Below are 18503 nucleotides of genomic sequence, written 5' to 3'. Positions count from 1 at the left end.
TTTATGACGGCAAATGAGAATCAAAAAACGATGGCGAACGCCCTTTCGGCGGGTCACCGTTTTAATGAATTTGAGATTAAAGAAGTGATTGGCGGCGGCGGCTTCGGCATCGTCTACCGCGCCTGGGATCATTTATTAGAGCGCACCATCGCCATCAAAGAGTACATGCCACTGTCGCTGGCGATACGCAATGATGATATGTCGCTGGGTCTGCGCAGCGAGCGCTATCAAAAGCTGTTTGCCGCCGGGCTAACCAGCTTTATTCAGGAAGCGCGCCTGCTGGCCCGTTTTAATCATCCCGGCTTGCTGCACGTGCTGCGTTTCTGGGAAGAGAACGGCACCGCTTATATGGGCACGCTGTTTTACAGCGGCATGAGCCTGAAAGAGTGGCAGCTTACCAGCCCCGAGCAGATCAACGAGGCGTGGATTCGTCAGCTGCTGCCGCCGCTGTTTGGCGCTATCAGCACCATTCATCAGGCGGGCTATCTGCACCGCGATATCTCGCTGGATAACATTCAAATTCAGGAAAACCAGCTGCCGGTGCTGCTGGATTTCGGCTCGGCGCGCAAAGAGATTGGCAACCTATCTGACGAAACCGAGATCATGCTCAAGCCAGGCTTTGCGCCGATTGAACAATACAGCGAAGAGAGCGACAGCGAACAGGGTCCGTGGACCGATATTTATGCGCTGGGCGCGGTGCTGCATACGCTGATCATGGGCAGCCCTCCGCCGGTCAGCGTGGTGCGCTGTATCGAAGACAGTTACAAGCCGCTGGCCGATCTGCAGCCGGCAGGCTATTCGCTCTCCTTGCTGCACGCCATCGACCGGGCACTGGCGATGAAGCCCGATCAGCGTCCGCAAAGTATTGATGAGTTCGCCGCGCTGATCGATCTGCCGGTTAGCGATGTGCAGGAACTGGTCAACACCTGGCCAACGCCGATGGCTGCCGCCGCAGAGCCCCAGCCTGAGATGATGCCAACAGAGATGCCGCAGCCGGAAGTTATGGCGGTGAATCACGGGGCCGCCGCGGCAGAACCGCTGAACCGCGGCACCGCCAGACGGCCATCTAAGCTGCTGCTGCTGTTGAGCGCCATCGCGGCACTGGTAGTGATCGCCGTGGCAATTGGTGTTAATCGACACGGCCCGGCACCCGCCGCCGATACACAACAGGCCAGCGACAACACGGCATCAGTCGCGCCGCCAACGGCTAAACCCTCGACCGCCGCCAGCCCACCTGCGCTGGCCACGGTTTATCTTAAGCTGCGCCATGATGAATCGATCGTGATCAACGGTCAGCCGATGGACGTTAAACCCAGCAACAGCGGCTACGCTTCGCTGAATTTGGCGGCTGGTGAATACACCATCGAAGTGCATGCGCAGGATCGCATTCACTCACAGACGCTGAAGATTGATAAAGCGGGGACCTGGCTGATTAATCCAGGCTCGTAACACCCTCTGCGGCCGCCGTTCGGCGGCCGTTGCGAAGAAAACGTTAGCCCTGCATATGATGATGGGCAGTTTGCAGCTCACGCACCTGGCTCACCAGATCGGTCAGACAGTCATCGTACATGCCCCGCCGCGTTAACTCCTGCTCCAGCGAAAACAGATACTGGGCGTTGGTGCCCAGCGGACCGCTGGCACGGGCGATCATCGGCGCGATGGTGCGCGGGCACGAATCCGCTTCGTACAGCGGATGCCGCGGATCCATTACAAACACCAGTGCAGTCACCGTGCGCCCGTCGTTAAGCGCTAAGTCGCACCACGTCGGCAAATAGCAGCCGGTGACCATTTCGCGTTTCCACAGCAGCGCCAGCTCCTCATGCAGCGTCTCTTCGGGCAGCCGGAAGGCCAGCCCGGTGGTGGCGCCACCCTCTTTTAACGCCAGCATGCGTCCTGGTTGCGCGGCCGTGCCGCGTCCTGAGGTCAGCCGCAGGCAGAACGCGCGGTGCCAGCCCTGCAGCAGCCCTTCCGCCGCTTCTTCGCTCTCAAACACTGGATTCCACATCAATGAGCCGTAACCAAAAATCCACACCGGGCTATTGTCGGGTCGACAGGCTAAGGTTGCCGCCAGCGAGGCGGCGCGTTGCTCACAGGTCAATAACAGCGACTCTTCTATGTCGCCATAGGCCGTTTTACAGTCTGCCTGAAGCAGAAATTCCCGGGTTAACATCTGAACCTCCTTATGCCACTGCCTGCCATCTTAACTGACTCGCTCTCCCGTCAATTGAATAATAAGGCGGCTTATTGTTCGCCTTCTTTTAATGACATTAATCGATTTAGCGCCACGCTTACAAGCCGCACCGCGCCGGACAGCTGTTAAAAAAAGCATCGGCGGCATAAGGGAAATCTTGAGGGGAAAAGAAAAATCCCGGCGAGCGCCGGGATCGTTATCACTTTTTAGGATGCCACTTGTCATCGTCGCCTTTTGCATACTTCTCTTTGACGGCGGACCAGGCCACTTTGTGCGCCACCTCTTCCTGCGACTCATCGTCGCGGCGATCCTGCTTATCTTTATACTGATCCCAGGCGCTGTTAAACGCCTGCTGATAGATATCCTGTGCGTGTGCAGGCAGAACGTGTTTGACGTTGTCAGGTAAATCGTCACGTGACTGATAAGGCATAATTCCTCCTTTCTCTGAACAGAAGGTAAGCCTGGTCGCTGCGGATAAAAAAATCAAGCCGCCTGATTAGACCACTTCACGCAAAAAGGTATAACCAAACCCTATAAATATCAGCTAATCGCCAAATAAACAGCGAAAAAAATTCATTTAAAATCCGATACACACGATTAAACACATGTTTTATATAGGTTAAATTATAATTTATTCGATTTTGCACATCTTAAACAAAAATTCAATAACACGCGTAAAAGCACGTAAATTTACCCAAAAATGACTTAAGAACAGCTACACTTTACCCGCTTGTAAAACCAGGTTAACGCGTTAATGATTTAATCAGGTTGTTTTTAGCAGGATCGCTGCATTTTGCTTATGGCTAATGGCTTATGAGAGGGACACATGCCCGGACACGAAGGTAAAACTCGTCACACAGAATATACGCTCTTCCTCCCGATAGCCGCACTGGCGGCGCTCTGGTTTTTTGGTAACTCACAGAATTTTCCCTTAGTCATCGCGCTCAATGCGCTGGCGCTGGTCGGTATTCTCAGCAGCGCCTTTAGTGTGGTTCGTCACGCCGACGTGCTGGCTCACCGCCTCGGCGAACCCTACGGCTCATTGATCCTGAGCCTGTCGGTGGTGATTCTTGAAGTCAGTTTGATCTCCGCCCTGATGGCGACCGGCAGCGCCGCGCCCGCGCTGATGCGCGACACGCTCTACTCCATCATCATGATTGTGACATCCGGGCTGGTGGGCTTCGCCCTGCTGCTTGGCGGGCGCAAATTTGCCACGCAGTACCTCAACCTGGCTGGCGTGAAGCAATATATGATTGCTATCTTTCCGCTGGCGATTCTGGTGCTGGTGTTTCCCAACGCGCTGCCGGGCGGCAATTTCACTACCGGTCAGGCGTTATTGATTGCTGCCATTTCCGCGGCGATGTACGGCGTTTTTCTGCTGATACAGACCAAAACTCACCAAAGCCTGTTTATCTACGAGCATGAAGATGAGAGTGACGATGGCGATCCGCATCACGGCAAGCCGTCGGCGCACACCAGCCTGCGCCATGCGCTGTGGCTGATCGTGCATCTGGTGGCGGTGATCGCCGTGACCAAGATGAATGCCAATCCGCTGGAATACCTGCTGACCGAGCTGAATGCGCCGGAGCAGTTTACCGGCTTCCTCGTCGCCCTGCTGATCCTGTCGCCTGAAGGGCTGGGTGCCATCAAAGCGGTGCTGGCTAATCAGGTGCAGCGCGCGATGAATCTGTTTTTTGGTTCGGTGCTGGCCACCATCTCCCTGACCGTGCCGGCGGTGACCCTGATCGCCACGCTGACCCATCAGGAACTGGTGTTTGGGCTGGAGCCTCCGCACATGGTGATGATGATCGCCGTGCTGATTCTCTGCCATATTTCGTTCTCTACCGGGCGCACCAATGTGCTGAACGGCGCGGCGCATCTGGCGCTGTTTGTCGGCTATCTGATGACCATTATGCTGTAAAGATGACGCGCATAAAAAAGGCCGCTTACGCGGCCTTTTTTATTACAGAAGCTTACTTGCTGGTGTCCAGCTCAGGGAAGCCTTTGACCAGATCGTCAATTGCTTTCATCTGCGCGAGGAACGGCTCCAGCTTGTCCAGCGGCAGCGCCGACGGGCCGTCGCACATTGCGCTGTTCGGCTCAGGATGCGCTTCGATAAACAGACCGGCGATACCCACCGCCATACCGGCACGCGCCAGCTCGGCAACCTGTGCGCGACGTCCGCCAGAGGCGGCACCGAACGGATCGCGGGTTTGCAGCGCATGCGTCACGTCAAAAATAACCGGGCTGTTCTTGCTGACTTTCTTCATGACGTTAAAGCCGAGCATATCGACAACCAGGTTGTCATAGCCAAAGTTAGCGCCGCGATCGCACAGAATCACGTTTTCGTTGCCGCCTTCGGCAAACTTCTCAACGATATTGCCCATCTGACCCGGGCTAACGAACTGTGGTTTCTTGATGTTGATCACTGCGCCAGTTTTCGCCATCGCTTCCACCAGATCGGTCTGCCGGGCAAGGAACGCTGGCAGCTGAATCACATCGACCACTTCAGAAACCGGCTGCGCCTGTGAGGCTTCATGCACATCGGTAATGATTTTGACGCCAAACGCCTGCTTCAGCGCCTGGAAAATCTTCATGCCCTCTTCCAGACCCGGACCGCGGTAGGAGTGGATGGATGAGCGGTTAGCTTTATCGAACGACGCCTTGAATACGTAAGGAATGCCGAGTTTCTCGGTGACCTTCACGTAATGCTCACAGATACGCATAGCCAGATCCTGAGATTCCAGCACGTTCATCCCGCCAAACAGCACGAACGGCAGGTCGTTTGCTACTTTGATATCGCCAATATTGACTACTTTCTGTGTCATGCCTTTGCCTTTTTGCTTACGGAACGCGTTAGTGCAGCGTTACCTGTTTCTGTTCAATGGAATGAATCTGTACTTTGATCATCTCGCTAATTGGATCTTCCGGGCAGTGCTCAACAAAGTAGTTGAGATCGCTCAGGGCGATGTGTTCACAGTCGAGCTGCACGTAAATCAGGCCGCGATCGCGGATTTCATACGGGTCATCGGGATCGAGCTGCAGCAGCACCTGGCTGACGTTGAGCGCCATCTCCATGTGCTTCTCTTCCATCAATGCCGCCTTCAGCGTGTCGAGCATCTTGCGGATCACCAGCGCCGACTCCGCTTCTTCCAGATCTTCGTCATACAGTTCGGTGGTCGGACTGATGTTGCCTTTCAACCACACTTCCAGCGTATGCGTATCCAGCGTATCGCCGTTGAACGGATTGATCAGCCACATCTCTTCATCGAGCCAGTCAGCGCGCAGAATCAGCTGCGTCGGGAAGATCACCGGCATTACCGGCAGTGACAGCTTGTGCGCAATGTGCAGCAGGATCATGCCCAGCGACACCGCGGTACCCTGACGGGTGTCGAGCACTTTATCGACCCAGAGCGCATCGGAGAGATTATAGATGCCGCTGGCACCGCCAAACTTCCAGTGCTGATAAAACAGTTCCAGCAGCTTTTCCAGCTGCAGATCCTGTTCACTTTCGCCACTGACGAATTCGCGCGCCTCTGCAACCAGTGCGTCCAGCTGGGCGTTAACTTTTTCCAGAGGGAAGTCATGACGAATCGCAAGCGTGGTCTTGATCACCGCTTCACAGAGCGATGGCTGCGTAAAATCGAGTTGTGCTACGGAGGTCATACAATCCCCAACAATGGCAATTTGCGGGTCGCCAGCGCGATAATCAGACAGAACGCAACCAGTGCAACGCTAAACGCGATCCAGCGCACCCGATCTGACTTTGGCCGACGGCCCAGGGCGACGAAGCCCAATACAATATAGATGATAACGCCAAACAGCTTCTCAGTCAGCCAGCTACCTTGCGGAGAAAAGGGATAATAGTGAGTGATGCTAACCAGCACGGCTCCGCTCACCAACAGCAGCGTATCATTAATGTGCGGTAAAATGCGCACCCAACGCTTTGCCTGCATCGGCGAACCGCTGCGCTGCCAGTAAAAACGCAGAATAAATAGTGTGATGGTGATGAACACGGTCAGCAGATGCAGCTGTGTCAGCAACGGATAGAAAGTAGCCATAATGCGTCCTGTAATTATGCTAATTGTCCTGAAGTTACCCGATCATTGCCCGCGTAATCCTGACGCGTGCTGATATGATCGAATCCCACCTGCGCCAGTAGCGCGCGTACCGCCTCCGCCTGTTGCCAGCCATGTTCCAGCAGCAGCCAGCCCTGAGGTAACAGGTGCGCGGCGGCGTGGGCAACAATGTGCTGCAGATCGGCAAGGCCCTGCTCTGCGGCAACCAGCGCGCTTAGCGGCTCGAAGCGCACGTCGCCCTGCTGTAGATGATGATCTAAAGCGTCGATGTACGGGGGATTGCTGACAATAACATTAAATCGCTGATTTTCAAGGGAAGAGAACCAGTCACTGTGGAAAAATGTGACCTGAGTAAGCGCCAGCCTGGCGGCATTGCGTTGCGCCAGCGCTACGGCATCAGCGATGCGATCGACACCGGTGACCTGCACATCGGCACGCTCACTGGCGACGGCCAGCGCAATGGCACCGGTGCCGGTGCCGAGATCGAGCAGGCTGGCTGGCGCGGAGGGCAAACGCGTCAGCGCCTCTTCCACCAGCAGTTCGGTATCCGGACGCGGAATCAGCGTGGTCGGTGACACCTCCAGCGGCAGCGACCAGAATTCACGTTCACCCACCAGATGCGCCACCGGTTCACCCTGCGCCCGACGCGCCAGTAGCGCATCAAGCTGGGCACGCGCGGCCGGGCTAAGTTCAGTGTCATCAAAAGCGATAAGCCAGCTGCGCGATTTGCCGGTAACAAAGCTCAGCAACACTTCCGCATCGCGTTTAGGGCTGTCGCCGCCGCACAGCGTGGCGATCGCCTGCCTGAGCCAGTCACGAATGATCATCAGTCGTGATCGGCCAGCGCTGCCAGCTGATCCGCCTGATATTCCTGCACGATCGGTTCAATCAGCGCGTCCAGCTTGCCTTCCATCACCTCATCAAGGCGATAGAGCGTCAGGTTGATACGGTGATCGGTCACGCGGCCCTGCGGGAAGTTATAGGTGCGATTGCGATCGGAGCGATCGCCGCTGCCTAATAAATTACGGCGCTCAGAGGCTTCTTCCGCCTGGCGTTTGGCGATTTCTGCGGCACGAATACGTGCGCCCAATACCGCCAGTGCCTTGGCCTTGTTCTTATGCTGCGAGCGCTCATCCTGACATTCCACCACGATGCCGGTTGGCAGGTGGGTAATACGGATAGCAGAATCGGTGGTGTTAACGTGCTGGCCACCCGCGCCTGAGGAACGGAAGGTGTCGATTTTCAGATCGCCGGCGTTAATCTCCGGCAGCTCCGCTTCCGGCACTTCTGCCATCACCGCTACCGTACAGGCTGAGGTATGAATGCGGCCCTGTGATTCGGTTTCCGGCACGCGCTGCACGCGATGACCACCCGATTCAAATTTCAGACGGCCGTAAGCGCCATCACCAGCGACGCGGGCAATCACCTCTTTATAACCGCCATGCTCGCCTTCGTTGGCGCTGATGATCTCCACGCGCCAGCGGCGGCTCTCTGCATAACGGCTGTACATGCGAAACAGGTCACCGGCAAAAATAGCGGCTTCGTCGCCGCCGGTCCCGGCACGCACTTCAATAAAGCAGTGGCGCTCGTCGTCAGGGTCGCGCGGCAGCAGCAGCATCTGTAACTGCTGTTCCAGCGCTTCGCTTTTGCTGCGCGCCTCTTTCAGCTCTTCCTGCGCCATATCGCGCATCTCAGGATCGTCGAGCATCTGCTCGGCGGTGTCTAAATCTTCCTGAACCTGCTGCCACTGACGGAAACAGTGCGTAACGTCGCCCAGCTGGGCATATTCGCGCGACAGTGCGCGAAAGCGATCCTGATCGGCGATGACGCCCGCATCGCCCAGCATCGCTTCCACTTCTTCGTGGCGCTCCTGCAAGGCTTCCAGTTTTGCAACAATAGAAGTCTTCATTCGATGGATGTCATCCTGTAAAGGGGGGTTAACTACTCCAGCCCGAGGCTGTCACGAAGGATCTGCAGGCGTTCGCCGTCGCCGTCGCGCGCGGCCTGCTGAAGGGATTTAGTCGGGGCGTGGATTAAACGATTGGTCAGTTTATGTGCGAGGTCGCGCATCACCTGTTGTGGATCGGCGCCCTGCTGCAGCGCAGCCAGCGCCCGCTCTTCCAGTTCGCTGCGCACCTGCTCAGCCTGGCTGCGGTATTCACGGATAGTAGAGACAGCGCTTTGCGCTCGCAGCCAGGACATAAACTCACTGCTTTCCTGCACTACGATGGTCTCTGCCTGCACGGCGGCCGCTTTGCGCTGCGCCATGTTTTTTTCAATAATGTTTTGCAGATCGTCAACGCTGTAAAGATAGGCGTTCGGCAGCTTGCCTACTTCTGGCTCCACATCGCGCGGCACGGCGATATCCACCAGCAGCATGGGCTGATTACGGCGCGCTTTCAGCGCCCGTTCAACCATGCCTTTGCCGATAATCGGCAGCGGGCTGGCGGTGGAGGAGATAATAATGTCCGCTTCCGCCAGGCGCGCATCGATGTCTGCCAGCGCAATCACTTCGGCGTTAACTTCGTCCGCCAGCACCTGCGCCCGTTCACGGGTACGGTTGGCGATCATCAGTTTTTTGACGTTGTGCTCGCGCAGATGGCGCGCCACCAGCTCGATGGTTTCTCCGGCGCCCACCAGCAGCACGTTGACCGTGGAGAGCGATTCAAAGATTTGACGCGCCAGCGTACAGGCGGCAAATGCCACCGAGACCGCGCTGGCACCAATGTCAGTTTCGGTGCGCACGCGTTTGGCTACCGAGAAACTTTTCTGGAACATGCGCTCCAGCTCGCTGGAAAGCGAGTGGCCGCGCTGGGAATCTGAGAATGCTTTTTTGACCTGGCCGAGAATTTGCGGTTCACCTAACACCAGCGAATCGAGGCCGCTGGCCACGCGCATCAGATGGCTCACCGCGTCGTTGCCGTGGTGCCAGTAGAGGCTGTTGCGCACTTCTTCTTCGCCAAGCTGGTGATAGTCGCACAGCCAGCGCACCAGCTGTTCTTGCAGGTTCTCCTGCTGCTCCACGCTGAGATAAAGCTCAGTGCGGTTACAGGTAGACAGCACAACACCACCTTGCACCATAGGCTGCGCCAGAAGGCTGTTAAGCGCCTCATCCAGCGTGTCAGGTGTGAAGGTTACACGTTCTCGCAGAGCAACAGGTGCGGTTTTGTGGTTGATTCCCAGAGCAAGCAGCGTCATAGCAGAAAGTCAGAATGTCCCAATGTTACCAGGGTTTTGTGATGCGCATTCTACAAGATGCAGGCGCGCAATTAAAGCCATACAAAGCCTATGACTGTAATAAGATATAGCTGATTAACCAGAAATCGCATTGACGATATCCGCGGTGCTGGTTAGCGTTAACGGTTACGAATTCAAAACGAGTCGAGGAGATGACCCCATGAAGCATTTGCCACAAGGCCGCCTGTTGCGGTTACTGCCGCTGGCCAGTTTGTTACTGGCCGCCTGTTCCGTACACCAACCCGCACAAGGCCCGGGCAAAAGCGTGACCTCGCCGCAGTGGCAGCAGCATCAGCAGGCCGTGGCTAAAGTCAGCCACTATCAAACCCGCGGTGCCTTTGCTTATCTTTCTGATAAACAAAAAGTTTACGCCCGCTTCAACTGGCAGCAAACTGCCCCCGATCGCTATCGCCTGCTGCTGACCAATCCGCTGGGCAGCACTGAATTGCAGCTGGATGCACAGGGTTCAACCGTGCAGCTGGTGGATAACAAAGGCAAACGTTACGTCAGCAACGACGCGCAGAAAATGATCTCACAGCTCACCGGTATGGACATTCCACTGGAGAATTTGCGTCAGTGGATGATGGGTCTGCCAGGCGAAGCGACCGACTATACGCTGAACGATAATTATCAGCTACGCCAGGCCAACTATAGCCAGAATGGTCAAAAATGGACGGTTACTATCCAGGATTACGACAGCAAAGTGTCGCCGCCGCTGCCTGCTAACCTCGAACTGCGTGAAGGCGATCAGCGCATCAAACTGCGTATGGATGGCTGGACCCTGCAATGATCCTCTCCTGGCCCGCTCCGGCGAAGCTTAACCTGTTCCTTTACATTACCGGCCGTCGCTCTGACGGCTACCACAACCTGCAAACGCTGTTTCAGTTTCTTGATTATGGCGACAGGCTGACCATTACTCCCGACAGCAGCGGCGAGATTCGCCTGCTGACGCCGGTTGCCGGCGTACCCGATGAGCAGAACCTGATTGTGCGGGCGGCGCGCCTGCTGATGCATGAAGCGGCGCAGGAGAACCGCCTGCCGCTGCATGCCGGCGCCACGATCGCCATTGATAAGGTCTTGCCGATGGGCGGCGGCCTTGGCGGTGGCTCATCAAATGCGGCGACGGTGCTGGTGGCGCTGAATCATCTGTGGCGACTTGACTTATCATCGGATCGGCTGGCGCAGATGGGCCTGCAGCTTGGCGCCGATGTGCCGGTGTTCGTGAAAGGCCATGCCGCTTTTGCCGAAGGGATTGGCGAGGCGTTACAGCCTGCGTCGCCCGCGGAAAAATGGTATCTTGTTGCCCATCCCGGTGTCAGCATCGCCACGCCTGCGGTGTTCAACGATGAGGCACTGACGCGCGATACGCCGGTGCGTGAAATGTCAGCGCTGATGCAGCTGCCGTTTCATAATGATTGTGAAGCCGTAGTAAGAAAACGTTTTCGCGAGGTTGATGAGCTTGTTTCCTGGCTGCTAGAATACGCGCCGTCGCGCCTGACTGGCACAGGTGCTTGCGTGTTTGCTGAATTTGACACCGAGTCTGCTGCCCGTGAGGTGCTTGCAATGGCACCGAAAGAGGTAAAAGGGTTCGTCGCACGGGGCGTTAACGTCTCACCGCTGCACCAGATACTAAACGGGTCATTCGCGTAACGTGACACTGTCACCCTGATCCAGACAGTGCGCGTTACGCTTAACTATCGCATGGCCATTGCAGCAGCAGAGCGCCGGGTGCTGCTGCGCTGGTCATTCTCTCGACGCAAAGCCTGAGGTTTTTCTCGTGCCTGATATGAAGCTTTTTGCTGGTAACGCAACGCCGGAACTAGCACAACGTATTGCCAACCGCCTTTACACCAGCCTGGGCGACGCCGCCGTCGGTCGTTTCAGTGATGGTGAAGTGAGCGTACAGATTAATGAGAATGTACGCGGTGGTGATATTTTCATCATCCAGTCCACCTGTGCCCCGACCAATGACAACCTGATGGAGCTGGTTGTGATGGTCGACGCGCTGCGTCGTGCTTCTGCGGGTCGTATCACCGCGGTGATCCCTTACTTTGGCTATGCGCGTCAGGATCGCCGTGTGCGTTCCGCCCGTGTGCCAATCACCGCGAAAGTGGTCGCCGATTTCCTCTCCAGCGTAGGCGTTGACCGTGTGCTGACCGTGGATCTTCACGCTGAACAGATTCAGGGCTTCTTTGATGTTCCGGTCGATAACGTTTTTGGCAGCCCTATTCTGCTGGAAGATATGCTGACCAAAGGCCTGGTCAATCCGATTGTGGTTTCTCCGGATATTGGTGGCGTCGTCCGCGCCCGCGCCATCGCCAAGCTGCTCAACGATACCGACATGGCGATCATCGATAAGCGTCGTCCACGTGCCAACGTATCTCAGGTGATGCATATCATCGGTGACGTTGCCGGTCGCGACTGTATTCTGGTTGATGACATGATCGACACCGGTGGCACGCTGTGTAAAGCAGCGGAAGCGCTGAAAGAGCGCGGCGCCAAGCGCGTGTTCGCCTACGCCACTCACCCGATTTTCTCCGGCAACGCCGTGGAAAACCTGCGTCATTCGGTGATTGACGAAGTGATTGTCTGCGACACCATTCCGCTTCCGGAAGAGATTAAAGCGCTGCCTAACGTACGCACACTGACCCTCTCCGGCATGCTGGCTGAAGCCATTCGTCGTATCAGCAACGAAGAATCGATCTCCGCCATGTTTGAGCATTAATGCGCACTGCAGGCGAATGAACCGGGCTCAGGCCCGGTTTTTTTTTGGCGTTTAACGGCGAACTGTTGAGGCGGGCAACGGCGTATTGATTTTTGCCCTGCCCGATAAAACGCTGCAAATTTTTACTAATTATTCCGTTCCACAGCGCGTAATCGCCGACTATTTATACCAACGTCTGAGTTACTGCGCGCGCCGGTTTTGCGCTTCAACCCACCTTTATTTAGTGCTATTTTTCTGCGATCGTTTTTCAGGAACGCCTCTATGTCTCTCGACGTCTACACGCTTTTTATTTGCGAACTCTTTGTGCTGGGCTTTATGAGCATCATTATGCTGTTTGCTTGGGCGGGTTCGCAGTACGATCGCGTGTTGGGCTTTACTACCGTGGCGCTGATCGCCACCCTGCTGGCGATGATGCTCAGCAGCCTGCGCAGTACCGGCCATCATTTTTTGCCGATTGCGGTAGGCAACGTCATTCTCTATTTTGGTTACGGCATGCTGGTCAACGCCTTTCGCACCTTTCGCGGCCTGCCGCTGGGTATCAACTGGCTGACGGGTGCGCTACTCTGGGCAATACTCTGCCTGTTTCCCCAGTTCTACTTCTCGCTACCCAAGCGCGTTATCGTTACCTGCCTGCTGTGCATCATCTTTACCGCCGTGTTAATCCGCCTGCTTTACGGCGCACGCACGCTATTGCCAGCCACCTACTGGCCGGCGCAGCTGCTGCTGGTCATTCACCTTGGTTTCCACGTTGCCCGGCTGTTTCTTGATGCCGGTCGGCCCAATATGCTGCACGGCGCTATCGGCGGCACCCAGTTCACCGTCTGGATCATGCTGGAATCGATGCTGTTTGTCATGGGGCTGACCTTTACCATTCTGGCGATGGTCAATGAACGCACGCGTCTGAGCTACCAACAGGCTTCCCTGCTCGATCCGCTCACCGGTATTGCTAATCGTCGTGCGCTGTTTGCCGAAGGCAACAAGCTGGCCGACTGGTGTCGACGACATCGTCAGCCACTAACGGTGGTACTGTTCGATCTCGACCATTTTAAAAGCATCAATGATCGTTTTGGCCATCATCAGGGCGATCGCGTGCTGCTCGATTTTTGTCGCGTGGTCAGCCAGGCACTTCCGCCGCAGGCGCAGTTTGCCCGGCTGGGCGGCGAGGAGTTTGCCGCCGTACTCAGCCTGAATGAACAGGAGGGGAAAAACTGGTGTGAGCAGGTGCGCCGGGCAGTGCACGATTCAGCGCCCGAACAGGTGATCTATACCACCAGCATCGGCATGACCGCGGTGGCGCCAACCCGCATTCAGGATATCGAGAGTTTGTTGGTGGCGGCAGACGAAGCGCTCTATCGCGCAAAAACCAGCGGGCGTAACCGGGTAGAGGTTTTCACACCGCTGGCAGAAAAGAGCGAACTGGCTAATCAGTTATGAGGATGACGACTGGCAGAACGACGACGGCAGCGGTCATCACAGTTACGTAACCAGTAATAGTGGTCACTAACCTTTTCACGCCCGCCTACGCTGGCGCCTACCAGCCACAACAACGCGCCGATAAAAATGCCGAAAATCGCCGCCTGCGCCATAAACGCCGGCAAATTAATTTCTGGCAGCTGGTTAAGCACGGAATAGAGTACCCCGCCGACCATGGTTAGCAGACCCAATCCCATCAGTACGTTTCCTAACCTGTGCGCACTTTTACGTTTCATGCTGCACCTCCTGTTAATACGCCTGCTCAGCACATATTGCTAAACTGTCATAAGTTTAGTTAATGGATTAAACGCTGGCTGTGGGAAGGATCACAGTTCGTCAATCGCTCTGACAAAATTTTACGTTTAAGCTGCTGATAGTGCTTCAAAAATGAATTATCACGCCATGAAACTACTACGCTGCGCACTTTTTTGAGTTATGGCACAGCACCAGGTAAACTAGCGCCCTTTCTACGGTGACAGGAACCGGTCCGTGAGCACAATTAAACTGATAGTTGGCCTGGCCAACCCCGGCGCGGAATATGCCGCGACGCGCCACAACGCAGGCGCCTGGTTTGTCGACCTGCTGGCCCAGCGACATAATCAGTCGCTGAAAGAAGAAGGGAAATTTTTTGGCTATACCGCCCGCCTTGCGCTGGCCGGTGAAGATGTGCGCCTGTTGGTGCCGACTACCTTTATGAACCTCAGCGGTAAAGCGGTGGCCGCGATGGCAACGTTTTATCGCATCACACCGGAAGAGATTCTGGTGGCGCACGATGAGCTGGATTTACCGCCCGGCGTTGCCAAATTCAAACAGGGCGGCGGCCACGGCGGCCATAACGGCCTGAAGGACATTATTAGCCGTCTCGGCAACAATAATAATTTTCATCGTCTGCGGGTAGGCATCGGCCATCCGGGCGATCGCAACAAGGTCACCGGCTTTGTGCTCGGCAAACCGCCCGCCAGCGAGCAGAAGCTGATTGATGATGCGGTGGATGAAGCGGTACGCTGCACCGAACTGTGGCTGAAGGAAGATCGTTTAAAAGCGATGAACCGCCTGCACGCCTTTAAAGCGGGCGCCTGAGCACCATAAACCGGTGATTCGCCCCCTTCCGGACGCTATTACGTGTATAATGCCGGGAAATTTCTATTATTCCGATTAAGGTATTGATAAATACCTTAATTATCAAGATATTAAGGTGATATAAATATGGGATTCAAATGCGGTATCGTGGGCCTGCCGAACGTCGGTAAATCCACCCTGTTCAATGCGCTGACCAAAGCCGGCATCGAAGCAGCCAACTTCCCGTTCTGTACCATTGAACCCAACACCGGCGTGGTGCCGATGCCCGATCCGCGTCTGGATCAGCTGGCTGAAATCGTCAAGCCGCAGCGCATCATCCCCACCACCATGGAATTCGTTGATATCGCTGGCCTGGTAAAAGGCGCGTCAAAAGGTGAAGGCCTGGGCAACCAGTTTCTGACCAACATCCGTGAGACCGAGGCGATTGGTCACGTGGTGCGTTGCTTCGAGAATGACAACATCATTCACGTTAACAACAAGGTCGATCCGGCCGACGATATTGACGTTATCAACACCGAGCTGGCGCTGTCCGATCTCGATACCTGTGAACGCGCTCTGCATCGCGTGCAGAAGAAAGCCAAAGGCGGCGACAAAGACGCGAAAGCAGAACAGGCGGCACTGGAGAAATGCCTGCCGCACCTGTCTAACGCTGGTATGCTGCGCTCGCTGGATCTTACTGAAGAAGATAAAGCGGCTATCCGCTATCTGAGCTTCCTGACCCTGAAGCCAACCATGTACATCGCCAACGTCAATGAAGATGGCTTTGAAAATAACCCTTACCTCGACCAGGTGCGTGCAATCGCGGAAAAAGAGGGTTCAGTGGTGGTTGCGGTGTGTGCCGCAGTGGAATCGGATATCGCCGAGCTGGAAGATGAAGACCGCGCTGAATTTATGGCGGAACTGGGTCTGGAAGAGCCGGGCCTGAACCGCGTGATCCGTGCCGGTTATGAGCTGCTGCGTCTGCAAACCTACTTCACCGCGGGCGTAAAAGAAGTGCGCGCCTGGACCATTCCGGTGGGCGCCACCGCGCCGCAGGCCGCCGGTAAAATTCATACCGATTTTGAAAAAGGCTTTATCCGCGCACAGACCATCGCCTTTGAAGATTTCGTGGCTTATAAAGGTGAACAAGGCGCGAAAGAAGCGGGCAAGATGCGTTCAGAAGGCAAAGATTACATCGTTAAAGATGGTGACGTAATGAACTTCCTGTTCAACGTCTAAACTCTGCTTATTCATGAGCGCGGATTCACGCTCATGAAGAGTCATAATTCCGATAAAATCCACGCCATGGCGTGGATTTTCTTTTTACAGGTTCTCGCTTTATTTAGAGCGGCACGGCTAACCACCAACAATGTAGTTAAGCCTGATGCCGGTACAACGGCGGTACCCACGTTAAACAAGCACTCGCGGCTGTGGATTTACGCTCGCCAGCCAATCCCGCAGACTCACATTGAGTAAGCCGCCCTCTTATCTCTCCGCTTCTCCCTGCTTACAGTTGACCTAACCTACCCTGACAGTCACTCCTGTTATTCAGCATCCGTCAGCAAAGCATAACCGGCGATCAGCTGCTTCAGGTGCATCTCCAGCTGCGCTCTGGCCGCAGCAGGTAAAGGCTGCTCCGTCGGATAGTGCGATAAAACACGCAGTTGCTCTTCCGCCGGTATCGAATGGTTAAATGACTGGATGGCGGAAAATACCACCGACTTCAGTTCGCTGACCGTGATGTATTTGCCCTTACGCTCATCCAGCTGACTCAGGCGATCGCTCAGCGTCTGTAGCGTCGTCATTCCCTGATGCCATCCTTCCAAACTTTCAATGGGCAACGCCATGGCATTACGCTGCTGTTGCCACTCCACAGCCAGTGCATCGGCCTGCTGCGGCCACAAAACCTGCGCCTGTTCGAGTAATTGACGACTGTGATTAATCGTCCAGTGCGGAGGTAACTGATGCAGACGCATAAGCTGTTGCCGCGTCTGGGCAATAAAGGGCTGCGGTGGAGTAGATTGTTGACGTATCCCGTCCCGTTGCGCGGCATTAAGCGTTACCGGCAAAGGCGCAAGCGATGCGGCAAGCTGGGCGCGCAGCGGATCGCTGCGGCTTGACAGCTGCCAGCTCCACACCGACAGTGTGCCGACCACCAGCATAACGCCCATCCCGGCGACAAAGCTTTTCCAGCGTTTCACCGGCTCCGGTATGACCGACGTGACCTCCGCATTTGGCGGGTGTTCCGGCTGCGTCACATACACCCATTTAATCGTCGTGGCAGCTTGAGCGTCATCAGGTAAGGCCCAGTTCTCCGTGGCGGCCAAGACCTCACTGGATTGAATGGCTATACCCGGACCAGAGGTGTTATCAGCGTTTTCCAGCCGCTTAGCACGGCTGTTCATCAGAGTACGCAATGACTCAAACTGGCTAATCTGCCTGAGATCAGGATGCTTGCTGATATGCACAAGCCGCTGTTCAACAAGATAAAGCTGGCTAAGATCGCTATGGCTAAGCGGCAACAGGCGCATGAACGAATGCAAACGCTGACTCAGCCCGTGGAGAATATCCACCCGGGCATGTACTGGCTGCGGCCATAGCGTTTTCCATTGAGAACTTATCAGTGCCTCCAGCAGGGAGACGCCTTCATTCAGACCAGACAGTCCCGCCAGCTGCGTCCGAACCAGCGTGTACCAGGCTGCCGTCTGTAATTCCACGCCGTTTTGCTCAAATAGCGCAAGACAGTGTTTTTCAGCTTCACGCCAGTTCACATCCGGACACGCCGGATGTATCAGTTTGAGCATTTGATCGCGCAGGGCTGCATAATCCGGCAGCATGCGCGGATCGCCGCCGGTTTTTATTTGACGGGCAGTAAAGTCATTCATAACTGAATATCCATTTAACAGGATGACGGGAAAGCGGTGAATTATTTATTCCGCGGCACGCTCTGATGGTTCAGCGCCTTCCTGTGCCGCAAGGCGACAGCTTAGCTGCTCTGTATGCTGAATTAATTAGCAGCAGATAAAGGAGTTAAGTAATCTGGCCGCACGACATCCCAGCCTGGGATATATTCCGGCTGACTTAAGAGGCGGTTAATAAATCATTAATTGCAGGGAGTCAGCGTTTCTATTACCGGCTGAAAAATTACGTAATGGTAAATAAGCCATTAAGGTTTCATGCAGATTATTATCAGACGTTGAACTGTGTTTTTTGCACGGTGTGGACAAAGTCAGGACACCCTATAACGCATTTTGATGAATAACCTGCTGCTGTTTCAGGTAGCGGATCAGGACTTTGCCTTCCGGCATAAATTCAGTGCCGTAGCGCACCAGGCCGATGCCTTTCAGCTCGACATCGATAGCGTAACGCAGCTCGCCGGGAATAACCTGCCGCAGCATGTCGACCCTGATGCTGTTAAGGCGTGGCTCGTACTGGAGCAGCACATCAGAAAGCGTGGTGATCAACTGGTGTGCGGTGCCAGGCATTCCCTGCAGAATTTTCGTCATATCTGGCAGTCCATAATTGGGCAAATGCGCCAGCGTACCGGCACGGCAATTGAGGATGCGCTGCATATTGTCGAGCACCGAGAGGATCACCTGGTTCTCTTCGCTAACGTGATGCAGATCCAGCCCGCCACTAAAATTGCCATACAGAATTTCATACAGCGAGGGAGAACGATGTGCATGAGGCATTCTTTATCCTTAATCGGTTATAAACGGGGGGTGTTAAGCAGATTATT

At 55.3% G+C, this 18503-nt stretch carries 19 protein-coding genes; 8 read left to right on the top strand and 11 right to left on the bottom strand.

Going from position 1 to position 18503, the window contains the following annotated elements; genetic code table 11:
- The first annotated feature begins 3 nt into the window (after positions 1 to 3).
- The gene (locus EM595_RS08035; RefSeq protein ID WP_067435293.1) at positions 4 to 1449 is read left to right on the top strand and encodes a serine/threonine protein kinase; all 1446 of its coding nucleotides are present in this window, start codon (positions 4 to 6) and stop codon (positions 1447 to 1449) included.
- 43 nt (positions 1450 to 1492) lie between these two features.
- Here the strand turns inward: EM595_RS08035 and EM595_RS08030 are convergent, their stop codons facing one another.
- Together EM595_RS08030 and chaB are read right to left on the bottom strand one after the other, a co-directional pair.
- Positions 1493 to 2170 (bottom strand): gamma-glutamylcyclotransferase, encoded by a 678-nt coding sequence (locus EM595_RS08030; protein ID WP_067430095.1) that lies wholly within the window; start codon positions 2168 to 2170, stop codon positions 1493 to 1495.
- Between the two features lie 220 nt (positions 2171 to 2390).
- A complete protein-coding gene (chaB, locus tag EM595_RS08025; RefSeq protein ID WP_067430092.1) occupies positions 2391 to 2621 on the bottom strand; it encodes a putative cation transport regulator ChaB in 231 nt (76 codons plus the stop codon).
- 396 nt (positions 2622 to 3017) lie between these two features.
- On the opposite strand from chaB, the gene chaA reads away from it, so the two are divergent.
- Positions 3018 to 4112, top strand: coding sequence for a sodium-potassium/proton antiporter ChaA (gene chaA / locus EM595_RS08020; RefSeq protein ID WP_067430089.1), 1095 nt, complete (start codon positions 3018 to 3020; stop codon positions 4110 to 4112).
- 52 nt (positions 4113 to 4164) lie between these two features.
- Here chaA and kdsA read toward each other — a convergent pair whose 3' ends face one another.
- The 6 genes from kdsA to hemA are packed head-to-tail and all read right to left on the bottom strand — an operon-like array spanning position 4165 to position 9468.
- Positions 4165 to 5019: a 3-deoxy-8-phosphooctulonate synthase gene (kdsA, locus tag EM595_RS08015; RefSeq protein WP_067430086.1), complete on the bottom strand. Its 855-nt coding sequence runs from the start codon at positions 5017 to 5019 to the stop codon at positions 4165 to 4167.
- A 28-nt stretch (positions 5020 to 5047) separates the two neighbouring features.
- Entirely contained in the window at positions 5048 to 5857 is an 810-nt protein-coding gene (gene sirB1 / locus EM595_RS08010) for an invasion regulator SirB1 (RefSeq protein ID WP_067430083.1), read from the bottom strand.
- On the bottom strand, positions 5854 to 6252 hold the full coding sequence (locus tag EM595_RS08005; RefSeq protein WP_067430080.1) for a SirB2 family protein: 399 nt from the start codon (positions 6250 to 6252) through the stop codon (positions 5854 to 5856). The genes sirB1 and EM595_RS08005 overlap by 4 nt, the downstream gene beginning before the upstream one ends.
- Positions 6253 to 6266: 14 nt before the next feature.
- Positions 6267 to 7097, bottom strand: coding sequence for a peptide chain release factor N(5)-glutamine methyltransferase (gene prmC / locus EM595_RS08000; protein ID WP_067430077.1), 831 nt, complete (start codon positions 7095 to 7097; stop codon positions 6267 to 6269).
- Positions 7097 to 8179: a peptide chain release factor 1 gene (gene prfA / locus EM595_RS07995; RefSeq protein ID WP_067430074.1), complete on the bottom strand. Its 1083-nt coding sequence runs from the start codon at positions 8177 to 8179 to the stop codon at positions 7097 to 7099. The genes prmC and prfA overlap by 1 nt, the downstream gene beginning before the upstream one ends.
- A 32-nt stretch (positions 8180 to 8211) precedes the next feature.
- The gene (hemA, locus tag EM595_RS07990; protein ID WP_067430071.1) at positions 8212 to 9468 is read right to left on the bottom strand and encodes a glutamyl-tRNA reductase; all 1257 of its coding nucleotides are present in this window, start codon (positions 9466 to 9468) and stop codon (positions 8212 to 8214) included.
- 199 nt (positions 9469 to 9667) lie between these two features.
- Between hemA and lolB the strand changes: the two genes are divergently transcribed.
- The 4 genes from lolB (at position 9668) to EM595_RS07970 (ending at position 13666) form a co-directional block, all read left to right on the top strand.
- The gene (gene lolB / locus EM595_RS07985; RefSeq protein ID WP_067430067.1) at positions 9668 to 10297 is read left to right on the top strand and encodes a lipoprotein insertase outer membrane protein LolB; all 630 of its coding nucleotides are present in this window, start codon (positions 9668 to 9670) and stop codon (positions 10295 to 10297) included.
- Entirely contained in the window at positions 10294 to 11157 is an 864-nt protein-coding gene (gene ispE / locus EM595_RS07980) for a 4-(cytidine 5'-diphospho)-2-C-methyl-D-erythritol kinase (RefSeq protein WP_067430063.1), read from the top strand. Before lolB ends, ispE begins: the two co-directional genes overlap by 4 nt.
- 127 nt (positions 11158 to 11284) lie before the next feature.
- Complete coding sequence (prs, locus tag EM595_RS07975; protein WP_157883857.1) at positions 11285 to 12232, top strand: ribose-phosphate diphosphokinase; 948 nt, start codon at positions 11285 to 11287, stop codon at positions 12230 to 12232.
- Positions 12233 to 12493: 261 nt separating this feature from the next.
- Complete coding sequence (locus EM595_RS07970) at positions 12494 to 13666, top strand: GGDEF domain-containing protein (protein WP_067430060.1); 1173 nt, start codon at positions 12494 to 12496, stop codon at positions 13664 to 13666.
- Here the strand turns inward: EM595_RS07970 and ychH are convergent.
- Complete coding sequence (ychH, locus tag EM595_RS07965; protein WP_067430057.1) at positions 13657 to 13941, bottom strand: stress-induced protein YchH; 285 nt, start codon at positions 13939 to 13941, stop codon at positions 13657 to 13659. The genes EM595_RS07970 and ychH overlap by 10 nt on opposite strands.
- Before the next feature lie 253 nt (positions 13942 to 14194).
- Here ychH and pth point away from each other — a divergent pair, with 253 nt between their 5' ends.
- Complete coding sequence (pth, locus tag EM595_RS07960) at positions 14195 to 14785, top strand: aminoacyl-tRNA hydrolase (RefSeq protein WP_067430050.1); 591 nt, start codon at positions 14195 to 14197, stop codon at positions 14783 to 14785.
- A gap of 126 nt (positions 14786 to 14911) precedes the next feature.
- Positions 14912 to 16003 carry a redox-regulated ATPase YchF gene (gene ychF, locus EM595_RS07955; protein WP_067430048.1) on the top strand — a complete coding sequence of 364 codons (1092 nt, stop codon included), beginning with the start codon at positions 14912 to 14914 and terminating at the stop codon, positions 16001 to 16003.
- 305 nt (positions 16004 to 16308) lie between these two features.
- Here ychF and EM595_RS07945 read toward each other — a convergent pair whose 3' ends face one another.
- Complete coding sequence (locus tag EM595_RS07945; RefSeq protein ID WP_067430042.1) at positions 16309 to 17649, bottom strand: VasL domain-containing protein; 1341 nt, start codon at positions 17647 to 17649, stop codon at positions 16309 to 16311.
- Between the two features lie 354 nt (positions 17650 to 18003).
- On the bottom strand, positions 18004 to 18456 hold the full coding sequence (gene tssE / locus EM595_RS07940; RefSeq protein WP_067430039.1) for a type VI secretion system baseplate subunit TssE: 453 nt from the start codon (positions 18454 to 18456) through the stop codon (positions 18004 to 18006).
- Between the last annotated feature and the right edge of the window lie 47 nt (positions 18457 to 18503).

Source organism: Duffyella gerundensis (genome assembly GCF_001517405.1).
In the GTDB taxonomy this organism is placed as follows: Bacteria; Pseudomonadota; Gammaproteobacteria; order Enterobacterales; family Enterobacteriaceae; genus Duffyella; species Duffyella gerundensis.
This window is presented reverse-complemented; position numbering and strand designations above follow the sequence as displayed.